The sequence below is a fragment of the Lactobacillus kefiranofaciens genome, from assembly GCF_900103655.1.
In the GTDB taxonomy this organism is placed as follows: domain Bacteria; phylum Bacillota; class Bacilli; order Lactobacillales; family Lactobacillaceae; genus Lactobacillus; species Lactobacillus kefiranofaciens.
Window position 1 is genome coordinate 1 of the sequence record NZ_FMXC01000044.1, and the last position, 12,095, is coordinate 12,095.

Here is a 12,095-nt window from a genome sequence, read left to right on the forward strand (position 1 = left end):
ATCACTAAAACAAGCAGACAAAGTTCGGTATTTGCTCATTTTCAGGCAGGAAATCAAGCAAAAAAAGTTTGAAATTTCTGTAGAAAAAGAAAAAACTTCGCCATCTTTCGACTGCAAAGTCCTTTAAATACTATATTTACGACGAATTTCGCGTTTTTGATCTCTTTCTTTAATCGTTTGACGCTTGTCATATTCTTTTTTACCTTGACCTACGCCAATGAGTACTTTTGCAAAACCATGCTTTAAATAAACTTTTAGCGGAATAATCGCAATCCCACGCTGAGATTGTGCCTTAACTAAACGGGCAATTTCTTTTTTATGTAAAAGAAGACGTCTGCTTCTAAGGGGATCATGATTATAACGATTACCCTGCTTGTATTCACTAATATGCACATTTTCCAAATAAGCCGAGCCGCCATATACTTGAACGTAACCATCACGCAAACTAACTCTTCTAGCACGAACAGACTTAATCTCCGTTCCTGTTAACGCAATTCCCGCCTCAAGCGTATCTTTAATAAAATAATCGTGTCTCGCTTTTTTATTTTGCGCGATCAAATTATCATTATTTTCTTTTTTCATAGAATCAATCCTTAATGCTTAAAGTCTCTGCGATTTCTTCTATTGCCGTTGCCACGACCGCGATTGCCACGTCTATTGAAATTACCATTACGACCGCCACGATGACCATGATCATTGTGGAAACCACGATTGCCACGACGGCGATTATTCATGCCGCGATCACTATGCTTTCTCTTAGGCGCATTAGGATCATAAACTTCAAAGTCTAGCTGATGCTGTTCAACATTAGCATTAATAAGGGTTACCTTAATCGGCATCCCCACCTTGTATTGTTTATGCGTTCCGCGTCCAGTTAAAGTCAGCGATTTTTCATTAAAGCTGTAAAAGTCATCGGTTAAGTTCGAAATGTGGACCAAGCCTTCAACGGTATTTGGCAATTGAATAAACATACCAAAACTAGTGACTGAAGAAACAACCGCGTCAAAATGTTGACCTACTTGGTCAGCCATATACTCAGTCATCTTCAAATCGTCGACTTCTCGTTCAGTATCGATAGAAACTCTTTCTTGCGTTGAAGTTTGTTCAGCTACTTCTGGTAAGTAACTTGCAAAGTGCTCTTGTACTTCTTCACCGGTTCCTTGCTCTTGATAAGCATGAATCATTCTGTGTACCATTAGATCAGAATAACGTCTAATTGGTGAAGTAAAGTGCGTGTAGAACTTAGCAGCCAAGCCAAAGTGCCCTAATGCTTCTTCTGAATAATGGGCTTGCTTTAAGCTACGAAGCATCATCATTTGCACTACTGCTTCTTCAGGCGTACCAGTAGTTTTAGAAACAACTTTTTGCAAATCAAGTGGCTTCACGTTCTCTGGATCAGCATGAATATTTAGCCCGAATGCACTGCAGAACACAAAGAAGCTCCTAATTCTTTCTGCATCAGGCGTTTCATGCACACGATACAAGAATGGAATATGCTTTTTAAAGAAGCCTTCTGCCACGGTTTCATTGGCCATTAACATAAAGGATTCGATCATTTTTTCGGCAGTGCCGCGTTCATACAATACAATATCAGTTGGTTTGCCTTGATCATCAACAATAATCTTTGCTTCTGGTTCTTCAAAGTCAATTGCACCACGCTGATGACGTTGCTTATACAAAATAGCATGCAAATCTGCCATTTCTTCTAGCATTGGACGCAACTTGACGTACTTATCTTCTAAGCCGTCTAAGTCGCCCTTAAGAGTCTGGTTTACCTTGTTATAAGTCATACGGCCATGTGAGCGCATGACAGAAGGATAAATCTTATAGCCTACGCGTTTACCTTCTGGCGTAATTTCCATGTCACAGGACAAAACAAGCCGATCTACGCCTTCATTCAAGGAGCAAATTCCATTAGAAAGTCTAAACGGCAACATTGGAATTACTCGGTCAACCAAGTAAGTACTATTACCACGTTGAAATGCTTCTTCATTTAATGGGGTATTCTCTGTAACATAATGCGATACATCTGCAATATGAACACCTAAATGATAATTGCCATTCGGCTTTTTCCATAAAACAACGGCATCGTCAAAGTCCTTAGAATCATCCCCATCAATAGTAACAGCTGGCTGATCCGTAATATCGACTCTGCCCTTCTTTTCTTCCTCGGTAACATGATCAGGTATATTATTGGCCTGCTTCATTGCATCTTCTGGCCAATCAGTCCGTACGTCATGAGCTGACACGATTGACATAATGTCAACGCCAGGATCGTTCTTATTGCCAATGATCTTAATTACCGCACCGGTCATTGATTCAGGATAATCTTCTTCAGGATAATCCTTGATGGTTACCTTAACCATATCACCCATCTGCGGCATTAAGCCATTTTCTGATAAGTATACCCGATATTTATGCAGCTTCTTATTATTGCTCAAAGCATAGCCGATAAATGGACTGATTTTCCTTTGCTCATCAGTTAACGGATGAAACTCACCAACCAAGCTATCAATTCCACGTTCAATGATTTCAATGATTTGACCCTCTGGTCCCTTGCCATTCCATGGATTGCCGCCTGCCGTAATTTTGACCTTAACGCGATCACCATCAACTGCATACTTGGTATAATCAGCTGCAATGAAGACATCATCAACTTCTTCATCATCTAGCTTAACAAAGCCGAAGCCTTTGTCATTTGCTCTAAATGAGCCTTCAACAATAGTATTTTCTTGGGCCAATTGGTATTGTCCCTTACCATCAGTGATAATTTTCTTTTCATGCTCTAAAAAAGAAAGAGCCTTAATCAATTCAGTAAAATTACCTAATCTCTCACGACGTGCTTCTCGTTCAATCTGATCAACACGATATTGTTTTTGTGGATTATGGCGAAAAATTTCTAAAACACCGGCCAAAATTTTTTCGTTTTGTGCCATGTAATTGTTCTCCAATCTTTAATATTTACTATAAAAAAAGCCCCCCTATCACTTTTTGATCGGGAGGTACAAAATTTATTTTGAAGACATGAAAGCTAAGATAATAGCAAAAGCGAAAAAGAAAACCAATAAAACTGAGGTTACTTTTTCCATAAATGCTTCAAAACCACGTTTTTTGGTTTGACCACTAAAAACGGCACCGCCAGATAAGGCGTTTAATGCATCTTGTTGTTTTTGTGGCTGCATCATTGTCGCAATTACAATTAAAATTGAGACAATGATTAGTAGCGTCATAACTAAATTATACAATGCGCTGCCTCCAATACACACATACGATTTACTTATCAAGTTTATCACAAACTATCAAGTTTTGCAGTTATTTTTTCAATTCTGGCGCATCAGTCTTAAAATCCTTCTGCGTCGTTTTCTTATGATTTTGATACCATAATGACGTCTTACTTGGATTGTCAAATAAACGTTTTAACGATGGCGTCTTATTATAGTCATAATCTTTAGGTTTAACCTTTTTAAACCATTTAGGACGATAGAAACGCAGCAAGTTGCCATTAATTACACGATCAGATAAAGATAATTGCGTCGTAACTTCATTAGAAATTGAAGTCAACTTCTGCTTTAATTTTTTGTCTGGCTTAATTTCTTGACCAGTCTTCGTATCATAATAATCGCTGCCAACCTTCGAATACTCTGGCGTAATAAAATCACCATTTCTTTGAGCGACAATTTGCGGAACGTCTTTGCCTAACAGATTATGGCCAAACTGGATTGTGTCTTTATCCTTAATACCTAATAAATTAAGCAAGGTTGGCAATACATCAATCTCACCACCGTAAGTGTGGTTAATGCCGCCCTTTAGCCCCTTCATATGGAACATCAACGGTACCCGCTGAAATTGCAAATTATCAAAGTCATTAAACGAATTTTTCTTTAGCAATTCAGCACTAGCCTTATGGTGATTGCCGGAAATGCCATAGTGATCGCCATAGAAGACCAACAGTGTCTTTTTATCTAGCCCTGTCTTCTTCATCCAGCGCATTAATTCACCGATTGCTTGATCCAAATAATGAGCAGTTTGAACATACCCGTCTACAGTTTCATCACCTGTATCCGTTTTAGCAATTGACTGATTCTTTTTGTCCAAATCATACGGGTAATGATTGGTAACCGTGATCATCTTTAAATAAAATGGCTGCGGCAAGCGTTCAATATATTTAATTGATTGATCAAAGAAAATCTTGTCCTTTAAACCATAACCAATATAATAGCCAGGTTTGTTTTTATAAAATGAAAGCGGCATAAAATATTGATAGCCAAATGACTTATAGGCATTATTTCTATTCCAAAACGATCCCGCACCACCATGCATTACAGCCGTGGTATAACCAGCTTGCTGGTGCAAAATTGCCGGAGCACTCTCAAAAGTATTGGAAGTGCCATACGTGGACATCGCGCTACCAGATTGCAAACCAAACAATGAATTTTCTAACATCATTTCAGCATCAGAGGTTTTACCCTGACCTACTTGGTTAAAGAAATTATCAAAGCTGATTGTGTCTTTTTGATGATAAAGCTTATTTAGATTTGGCGTGACTTCTTTGCCTTTCCACTTATAGCCAATCAAAAACTGTTGAAAGCTTTCTAAGTGAATAATCAAGACATTTTTGCCCTTCGCTACACCAGTATACTCTGGATTAGGCTTAACCCGATTTTCTTTCAAATATTTTTTAACAGTATCCAAGTCAGACACTTTGGCTTTAGCCATCTGAGCACTAGTTTGAGCAGTCTTAAAGCCATCATAAATGGCATATTCGTTCATCCCCAAATACTTAACAATATAATTATTGTCAAAAGTTCTTGTCAGCAAGCCTGAACGATCTTTTTCAGCCATAAACAAGTTAAGCCCCATTAAGCTGACTGCCAATGCTTCAATTAATAAATTGATTTTCAGTTTTAAGGGTCGAATATCAATTTTAATGACTTTAGTCAATAGCAAGACAATAATAGTCGCAATACCAATAAAAGCTAGAAAATCGCTAGCCAATGTGATTCCAGCGATACTCTTACCTAAATTATCTGAGGTTGAACCTGAAGTCTTAATAATCGAAAAGGATAAAAAATTCGAGAATTCACGATAATAAAGAATATTGGCGAATAGCCATAAAGTCAGCAAGAAATCAATGACTAGAATAATCCAATATGATTTTCGCCCTTTAAAAAATAAACCAATACCCAATAACAACATCCCTGAAGGAATAGGATTGATTAAGAGCAAAAATTGCTGCATCGGACCAACTGCACCTAAGTTAAACTTGGTTAAGTAAATAAAATACGTTTTTAGCCAAAACAATACTAAGACAATCGTAAAAAAGCCAAGTTTAGTTTGTGTTAGCCATTTAAAAAAAGACTTGGTACGCTCCATCACTTTCTCCTTTCATTTCGATATCTTATCTTACTACTGATTTAAGCAAGACACAGTTATTTTAAGAAAAATTAATTACTTTTCCAGATTCTTGATTTTTTTAGGTTTAAAAATCCAACCAAAAATCCCCAAAATCATACCAAAGAAGTAAGTTGAAAAGCGCCAAATAAACATTGCTAAGATAAGAGCACCATGTGATGAAATGAAAGTTGAAAACAACGTTTGAAAACTATATTCTGCACCACCAGATGCACCCGGAATCGGAATAATTGCCATAAACATGATAATCATAATATTCATCTGGGTTACATTGGCCCATGAGCACGGAACATTGAGAGCAGTTAAAACCATAAATGGAATTGAATAAAAGAAAAGCAATTGCAAAACCGTTAAACCAGAAGCAATCAACAATTTCTTTTTTTCTTTTTTCAATTTTTGACTTTCTGTATAAAAAGTATCAATTTTTGCCAAAGTAGCTGCGCGCCATTTCTCCACGCGCTCCTTATTAATGAATCTAGCTAATAAATTCATTAACCAATTAGTCGTATTTTTAGTAAAACGATAAGCAAACATAATTGCTAATAAAAATGCAATTGAACATACGTGAATTAAAAAACCTATGCCAATAAAAATTGCGAGACCAGCAAATTTGGTCATCACCATATGAAAGCCAAAAATAATGGTTGAAACATAGGCAAATAGAACTACAACCTGATAAATAATAAATTTCATCAATAAAATTGAAGTTGAACGTCCACCTTCCATGCCCATTTGTATCATTGCCGCTAATTGCGATGGCTGACCACCAGTCGACATTGGCGTAATGGCATTAAATAGTGCCTGAATAATCGGAATACGTAAAAATGACCAAGCTGATCTTTTAGGTTCACTTTTTCTCTTGGCTAGAGTTGATAGGATTCCAGCTTCGCATACATAGGACAATAACATCAAACCAAAGACCATTGCTAAAGCACAAACATTAAGCCCATGAGCTGCTTTTAAAATTTCTGTTAATGGTGTTTGTTTTAAGTCTGTATAAAGCACAAAGGCACTGATCGCTAAAACGATCAAAATGCCCCATAAATGTTTTTTGTTCATTAGTGAATTTGCCCTAACTCTCTACCCAATTTGTATTGTTCGTGATAAAAATCATCCCAAATTTGGGCTAAATGTTCTTCTGAATATTCCTGACTTGCTTTAAGCGACAATTCACGATATTTCTTCAATAATTGTGGCTCTTTAACAGCTTTTTGTAAAAGCTGATTCATTTCACCAAAATCTTTACCGCTCATGTAATAGCCAGCAATAATTGCTTTATAAAGATCTAAATCACGCAATAAAACTGGAGTCCCGCAGCTAAACGCTTCAAGTACTGACATTGGGAACAATTCATCATATGATGGCAAAACAAATAAGTCAGCAATATTTAGATACTTAACCAGTTGAGTTCGGTCAACTATTCCTGTAAAAGTTAAATTCTTAGGTGGATTATCTACCATTTTTTTGAAATGATCATAGCCATCCGTGATTTTGCCAAAAGAAAAGCCGCCTGCCCAGATAAACTGGACATCAGGATTAGCGATTGCCATTTTAACAAAATCATCAACGCCTTTACGCTCTTGTACTTGACCATCACCGAAAACGACAAACTTATCTAATGGAATTCCTAATTGATGTCGAAAAGCATTTTTACTAGCTAAGGATTCTTCATAAAATTCAGTCTTAGAAACAAAGTTAGGAATATACTTCACTTTATCCCGATCAATACCATAATCAACTAATTTATCAATAAAAACTGGATTAACTACTACAATTTGATCCATCCGTTGATAAAAATCGATCACGTATTGGTAAAAGATCTTTTTAGCAAAGCCAGGTAACTTAATCGAGCCTTCAAGCGTATCTGGCAAAAAGTGAACATAACCAATCTTACGTCCTCGCGCTGGTGAAAAACTATTAGCATAATAAGTTGGATTGATTGTATGGTAATGCGTCAAGTCACTATTACCATATTTATTGATCGTTACATAATATTTTTCAACTAACCGAGTTCTCAGTAGTTTAATTAGTTCATTATATGCAGAACCAACACCTTGCCCCTTAACCGAATCAGCTTCTGAGAACATATTAATTCTAATCATCTATACCTCTTTTTATTCTTATTCATGTTTAGGCTGGTAATGTTCAATTGCATATTGATAAAAATCGCAAACATTAGTTGCAAATTGATCTGCGGAAATTTTTTGCAATTTGTTTTGTAAAATCTCTTGCGGTATTCTTTTACGTCCCTGTTTAAGCAAAGCAATAATTTCATCCTGCATCTCACTTTGAGTAGTAAAGGTGCGACCAAAAATGCCTTGATCAAAAATATTTTCAGTATAGTCAGTATCATAAACTACACAAGGCGTACCAGCAGCCAGCGCTTCAATATAAGTCAAACCTTGGGTTTCTGTATCACTAGCTGAAACAAATAAATCGGCCATGCGATAATAGTTCCCTACATCGCCATGATCAACATTACCAGCAAAAATGACATAATTTTCTAAAGTCAAGCGTTCAACTTGATCTTTTAGTACCTTAACATCAGGTCCATCACCAGCAATTACAAATTTTATATTAGGAAAAACATCGACAATTGCCGGCATTACATTCAAGATATGATTAATTTTCTTTTCTGCGGCAATTCGACTTAGAGTCAAAATTACTGGTGCATTTTCAGCAATCCCTAACTCTTGACGGACATCACGCTTAGCATCGCCATTCATGCCCTGCAAATCTACTCCAGTAGGAATTACCCTAATCGGAATTTGCACGCCATAACGACGCAATAATTCTTCAACTCGGCCACTTGGAGCAATACAGCCATCCATATTTTTTAAATAGCTTTTAACAAATTGCTTAACATGATATGGGCGAAGCAAGTGCCCGTTCAAAATGTAATGCAAGTAATCTTCGTACATCGTATGATAAGTATGAATAGCAGGAATATCTAGCTGATGAGCAACGTACTTGCCAATTGTACCTAACGCAAATTCTGTTTGTGTATGTACAACATCCAAATTTACTTCTTTAGCAACTTTAGTAGCTTCAAACAAACCTCTAAAGGCAATTCTACGATCTGTAAATGAAATGAATGGTATACTACTGAAACGAAATACATTCGGCTCCACCGTTCCCTTTTTTACATTAGGATCTGTAGTTGTAAAAATAAATACATTATGCCCCTGTCGTTCCAACGCATCTTTTAGCGTTTTAATTGAAGTAGCTACTCCACTTATCTGGGGAAAATATGTATCGGTATAAAGACCAATATTCATTTAAATACCTCCATATATAGCATTATAAAGATTAGTCAAGATATGTGCAATTTATAATGGAAAATCAAAGCTAGAAAACAAAAAAGCGATTCAAATTAATGAATCGCTTTATAAACAATAGCGGTGATCGGGGTCGAACCGATACGTCCGTAATGGACACCAGATTTTGAGTCTGACGCGTCTGCCAATTCCGCCACACCGCCAAAATATTAAACTAAATAATCAACTTACTCAGTTGATAAGGCGGAGGTCGGATTCGGACCGACGATTAAGGTTTTGCAGACCTCTGCCTTACCACTTGGCTACACCGCCATAAGTATAAAATTATTTAGATTGGGATAGCTGGATTCGAACCAGCGCATGTTAGAGTCAAAGTCTAATGCCTTACCACTTGGCTATATCCCAATACTAGGGCGGAATGTGGGATTCGAACCCACGCATGCCGGATCCACAAACCGGTGTGTTAACCCCTTCACCAATTCCGCCATGAAGGTTAAACAGGGATAGTAGGAATTGAACCCACATCAGCGGTTTTGGAGACCGATGTACTACCATTATACGATATCCCTATTATGGAGGAGGGTGGATTCGAACCGCCGAACTCAGAGAGAGCGGTTTTACAGACCGCCGCGTTTAGCCACTTCGCTACTCCTCCAGCTTGATGGCGCGGGACGGAATCGAACCGCCGACACAAGGAGCTTCAATCCTTTGCTCTACCAACTGAGCTACCGAGCCATCTTACGGTCCATGTCAGATTTGAACTGACGATCTTCTCCGTGACAGGGAGACGAGATAAACCACTGCTCCAATGGACCAAATTGCGGGAGCTGGATTTGAACCAACGACCTTCGGATTATGAGCCCGACGAGCTACCAGACTGCTCCATCCCGCGATAATATTAAGGAGGATGTGGGATTTGAACCCACGCGCGGCAGAACCGCCTAACGGTTTTCAAAACCGTCCCCTTAAGCCACTTGGGTAATCCTCCATTAGCTGTAAGTGCCAAAAAATATTTAATTAATGGTAAATGACCCGTACGGGATTTGAACCCATGTTACGGCCGTGAAAGGGCCGTGTCTTAACCACTTGACCAACGGGTCATATCTCTTAATCAAGAGCACTTAATTATAATAACTAATCATCTCTCAAAAGTCAAGAACTTTTTTCAACTTCTTTAATTCAAAAGCTGATTAGTTAGCTCTCAATCACAACGTATTTAATAGTACTAGATATCTAATTAAAATGCAAGAACTTTTTACATTTTTTGTTAATTATTTAGTTTATGCCGTAAAATATGGATTCTAAGCTTACACTATTCTGGAGTACCCCTTCAAATTAGTCTAATATTTTATTTACTTTTGTGCTAAATATTCTGCTAACCTTAATTAATACTCTGAATAAAATCCAATACTCATCGTAATTTTGCCTTAAAGCAGTTTTGCAAGTTATTTATGTCCTCTGCTACCAGAACCTCTTTAACTCTATCAAAAAGCCTCTAAATACTCTTAGAAAATATAAATATTCTATCAATCAATTAAAAATCTAATAAGCCAATATTATCATCTTATTATCACTGAAATCTTCTTGTTTTTTATCAAATTTCGATCAAAAAAGCAGAGTAAAACAAAAAGAACCGCACAGCCATACGATTCTTTCATAATAAAAAATAATATCTACGGAGACAGAGAGATTCGAACCCTCGCACCGGAATAACCCGATCTACACCCTTAGCAGGGGCGCCTCTTCAGCCACTTGAGTATGTCTCCAATGGGCCTAAATGGACTTGAACCATCGACCTCACGCTTATCAGGCGTGCGCTCTAAACCAGCTGAGCTATAGGCCCATGAAAGCGGGTAACGAGAATCGGACTCGCGACTAAAGCTTGGAAGGCTTTCGTTTTACCACTAAACTATACCCGCACCTAATATAAAAAATGAATGGCGCGGGACGGAATCGAACCGCCGACACAAGGAGCTTCAATCCTTTGCTCTACCAACTGAGCTACCGAGCCATCTTACGGTCCATGTCAGATTTGAACTGACGATCTTCTCCGTGACAGGGAGACGAGATAAACCACTGCTCCAATGGACCAAATTGCGGGAGCTGGATTTGAACCAACGACCTTCGGATTATGAGCCCGACGAGCTACCAGACTGCTCCATCCCGCGATAATTAATTATAGTAATCATAAATGGACCTTATAGGACTCGAACCTACGACAGGACGGTTATGAGCCGTCTGCTCTAACCAACTGAGCTAAAGGTCCAAGTTTACAATATAGCGGCGGGGGGGATCGAACCCTCGACCTCCCGGGTATGAACCGGACGCTCTAGCCAGCTGAGCTACACCGCCAAAAATGTAACTAATACCATTAGATTACAATATTAGATTACAATCGGGAAAACAGGATTCGAACCTGCGACCCCCTGGTCCCAAACCAGGTGCTCTACCAAACTGAGCCATTTCCCGTTCTATGCGCCCTGAAGGATTTGAACCTTCAACCTTCTGATTCGTAGTCAGACACTCTATCCAGTTGCGCTAAGGGCGCATCATCAATGCCGGGGATCGGAGTCGAACCGATACGGTTGAAACCAACCGCGGGATTTTAAGTCCCGTGCGTCTACCAATTCCGCCACTCCGGCGTGTTGATGAAAGCGGAAGACGGGATTCGAACCCGCGACCCCCACCATGGCAAGGTGATGTTCTACCACTGAACTACTTCCGCAAATTATAAATGCCGATTATACGACTTGAACGTACGACCCCCTGTTTACAAGACAGATGCTCTACCAACTGAGCTAAATCGGCAAATTTGTCAATATGACTGGCAAATACGGGTGGTGGGACTTGAACCCACACGTCCGAAAACACTAGAACCTAAATCTAGCGCGTCTACCAATTTCGCCACACCCGCAAATTAGGGTCATGAGCCGTGAGGGACTTGAACCCTCGACCCACGGATTAAAAGTCCGTTGCTCTACCAACTGAGCTAACGACTCGATATGGAGGATACAGGGCTCGAACCTGTGACCTCCTGCTTGTAAGGCAGATGCTCTCCCAGCTGAGCTAATCCTCCATATGAGCACGGCAGCTTCCTTTCCTCGCAGGCAGTTGCCCACCAACTACTTTCGGCGTTAAGAAGCTTAACTTCTGTGTTCGGCATGGGAACAGGTGTATCCTTCTTGCTTTCGCCACCGTACTCTTTTGAGCTACTACGCTCAAAACTAAACATAATCCTTCTCGCAAAAAACCTTCACAGCTTGCCTTTGCTTTGGTCAAGTCTTCGACTGATTAGTACTGGTCCGCTCCATCCTTCACAGGACTTCCACTCCCAGCCTATCTACCTCATCGTCTCTGAGGTGTCTTATTGCTTGCGCATCGGAAATCTCATCTTGAGGGGGGCTT

General features: G+C 39.0%; 7 protein-coding genes, 27 tRNA genes and 2 rRNA genes. All 36 read right to left on the bottom strand.

Features of this window, described 5'->3' with window-relative positions:
• Positions 1-123 precede the first annotated feature (123 nt).
• A complete protein-coding gene (gene smpB, locus BLP58_RS10240; RefSeq protein WP_013853646.1) occupies positions 124-582 on the bottom strand; it encodes an SsrA-binding protein SmpB in 459 nt (152 codons plus the stop codon).
• A gap of 11 nt (positions 583-593) precedes the next feature.
• Complete coding sequence (gene rnr, locus BLP58_RS10245; RefSeq protein WP_013853645.1) at positions 594-2,936, bottom strand: ribonuclease R; 2,343 nt, start codon at positions 2,934-2,936, stop codon at positions 594-596.
• Positions 2,937-3,011: 75 nt separating this feature from the next.
• A complete protein-coding gene (gene secG, locus BLP58_RS10250) occupies positions 3,012-3,245 on the bottom strand; it encodes a preprotein translocase subunit SecG (protein ID WP_013853644.1) in 234 nt (77 codons plus the stop codon).
• A gap of 67 nt (positions 3,246-3,312) precedes the next feature.
• Positions 3,313-5,373: an LTA synthase family protein gene (locus BLP58_RS10255; RefSeq protein ID WP_013853643.1), complete on the bottom strand. Its 2,061-nt coding sequence runs from the start codon at positions 5,371-5,373 to the stop codon at positions 3,313-3,315.
• A 75-nt stretch (positions 5,374-5,448) separates the two neighbouring features.
• On the bottom strand, positions 5,449-6,471 hold the full coding sequence (locus BLP58_RS10260; protein ID WP_013853642.1) for a lysylphosphatidylglycerol synthase transmembrane domain-containing protein: 1,023 nt from the start codon (positions 6,469-6,471) through the stop codon (positions 5,449-5,451).
• Positions 6,471-7,514 (bottom strand): glycosyltransferase family 4 protein, encoded by a 1,044-nt coding sequence (locus tag BLP58_RS10265; protein WP_013853641.1) that lies wholly within the window; start codon positions 7,512-7,514, stop codon positions 6,471-6,473. Before BLP58_RS10265 ends, BLP58_RS10260 begins: the two co-directional genes overlap by 1 nt.
• Before the next feature lie 18 nt (positions 7,515-7,532).
• Entirely contained in the window at positions 7,533-8,690 is a 1,158-nt protein-coding gene (locus tag BLP58_RS10270) for a glycosyltransferase family 4 protein (protein ID WP_013853640.1), read from the bottom strand.
• Positions 8,691-8,808: 118 nt separating this feature from the next.
• A tRNA-Leu gene (locus tag BLP58_RS10275) sits at positions 8,809-8,893 on the bottom strand.
• A gap of 38 nt (positions 8,894-8,931) precedes the next feature.
• Positions 8,932-9,002 (bottom strand) — tRNA-Cys (locus BLP58_RS10280).
• Between the two features lie 21 nt (positions 9,003-9,023).
• Positions 9,024-9,095, bottom strand: a tRNA-Gln gene (locus BLP58_RS10285).
• A gap of 7 nt (positions 9,096-9,102) precedes the next feature.
• Positions 9,103-9,175: transfer RNA gene (locus tag BLP58_RS10290), tRNA-His, on the bottom strand.
• A 13-nt stretch (positions 9,176-9,188) separates the two neighbouring features.
• Positions 9,189-9,259 (bottom strand) — tRNA-Trp (locus BLP58_RS10295).
• A 4-nt stretch (positions 9,260-9,263) separates the two neighbouring features.
• Positions 9,264-9,345 (bottom strand) — tRNA-Tyr (locus tag BLP58_RS10300).
• A 7-nt stretch (positions 9,346-9,352) separates the two neighbouring features.
• Positions 9,353-9,425 (bottom strand) — tRNA-Phe (locus BLP58_RS10305).
• 6 nt (positions 9,426-9,431) lie between these two features.
• Positions 9,432-9,505: transfer RNA gene (locus BLP58_RS10310), tRNA-Asp, on the bottom strand.
• 3 nt (positions 9,506-9,508) lie between these two features.
• Positions 9,509-9,582 (bottom strand) — tRNA-Met (locus BLP58_RS10315).
• A gap of 9 nt (positions 9,583-9,591) precedes the next feature.
• Positions 9,592-9,678 (bottom strand) — tRNA-Ser (locus BLP58_RS10320).
• 40 nt (positions 9,679-9,718) lie between these two features.
• Positions 9,719-9,790: transfer RNA gene (locus tag BLP58_RS10325), tRNA-Glu, on the bottom strand.
• A 576-nt stretch (positions 9,791-10,366) separates the two neighbouring features.
• A tRNA-Ser gene (locus tag BLP58_RS10330) sits at positions 10,367-10,456 on the bottom strand.
• Between the two features lie 2 nt (positions 10,457-10,458).
• Positions 10,459-10,533 (bottom strand) — tRNA-Ile (locus BLP58_RS10335).
• A 5-nt stretch (positions 10,534-10,538) separates the two neighbouring features.
• A tRNA-Gly gene (locus BLP58_RS10340) sits at positions 10,539-10,609 on the bottom strand.
• 19 nt (positions 10,610-10,628) lie between these two features.
• Positions 10,629-10,701 (bottom strand) — tRNA-Phe (locus BLP58_RS10345).
• 6 nt (positions 10,702-10,707) lie between these two features.
• Positions 10,708-10,781 (bottom strand) — tRNA-Asp (locus BLP58_RS10350).
• A 3-nt stretch (positions 10,782-10,784) separates the two neighbouring features.
• Positions 10,785-10,858, bottom strand: a tRNA-Met gene (locus BLP58_RS10355).
• Between the two features lie 24 nt (positions 10,859-10,882).
• Positions 10,883-10,956, bottom strand: a tRNA-Ile gene (locus BLP58_RS10360).
• Positions 10,957-10,968: 12 nt separating this feature from the next.
• Positions 10,969-11,042 (bottom strand) — tRNA-Met (locus tag BLP58_RS10365).
• Between the two features lie 43 nt (positions 11,043-11,085).
• Positions 11,086-11,159, bottom strand: a tRNA-Pro gene (locus BLP58_RS10370).
• A 5-nt stretch (positions 11,160-11,164) separates the two neighbouring features.
• Positions 11,165-11,238: transfer RNA gene (locus BLP58_RS10375), tRNA-Arg, on the bottom strand.
• An 8-nt stretch (positions 11,239-11,246) separates the two neighbouring features.
• Positions 11,247-11,332, bottom strand: a tRNA-Leu gene (locus BLP58_RS10380).
• Between the two features lie 11 nt (positions 11,333-11,343).
• Positions 11,344-11,415, bottom strand: a tRNA-Gly gene (locus BLP58_RS10385).
• A 10-nt stretch (positions 11,416-11,425) separates the two neighbouring features.
• Positions 11,426-11,498, bottom strand: a tRNA-Thr gene (locus BLP58_RS10390).
• 24 nt (positions 11,499-11,522) lie between these two features.
• Positions 11,523-11,604, bottom strand: a tRNA-Leu gene (locus tag BLP58_RS10395).
• Positions 11,605-11,616: 12 nt separating this feature from the next.
• Positions 11,617-11,689: transfer RNA gene (locus BLP58_RS10400), tRNA-Lys, on the bottom strand.
• 4 nt (positions 11,690-11,693) lie between these two features.
• Positions 11,694-11,766 (bottom strand) — tRNA-Val (locus tag BLP58_RS10405).
• 6 nt (positions 11,767-11,772) lie between these two features.
• A 5S ribosomal RNA gene (rrf, locus tag BLP58_RS10410) occupies positions 11,773-11,889 on the bottom strand.
• A 72-nt stretch (positions 11,890-11,961) separates the two neighbouring features.
• Positions 11,962-12,095, bottom strand: a 23S ribosomal RNA gene (locus BLP58_RS10415); the annotation flags it as partial.

Excerpts from the sequence above, each read along its gene's own strand:
- BLP58_RS10265 (WP_013853641.1), bottom strand. The coding sequence starts at position 7,514 with ATGATTAGAATTAATATGTTCTCAGAAGCTGATTCGGTTAAGGGGCAA.
- rnr (WP_013853645.1), bottom strand. The coding sequence starts at position 2,936 with ATGGCACAAAACGAAAAAATTTTGGCCGGTGTTTTAGAAATTTTTCGC.
- smpB (WP_013853646.1), bottom strand. The coding sequence starts at position 582 with ATGAAAAAAGAAAATAATGATAATTTGATCGCGCAAAATAAAAAAGCG.
- BLP58_RS10255 (WP_013853643.1), bottom strand. The coding sequence starts at position 5,373 with ATGGAGCGTACCAAGTCTTTTTTTAAATGGCTAACACAAACTAAACTT.
- BLP58_RS10270 (WP_013853640.1), bottom strand. The coding sequence starts at position 8,690 with ATGAATATTGGTCTTTATACCGATACATATTTTCCCCAGATAAGTGGA.
- BLP58_RS10260 (WP_013853642.1), bottom strand. The coding sequence starts at position 6,471 with ATGAACAAAAAACATTTATGGGGCATTTTGATCGTTTTAGCGATCAGT.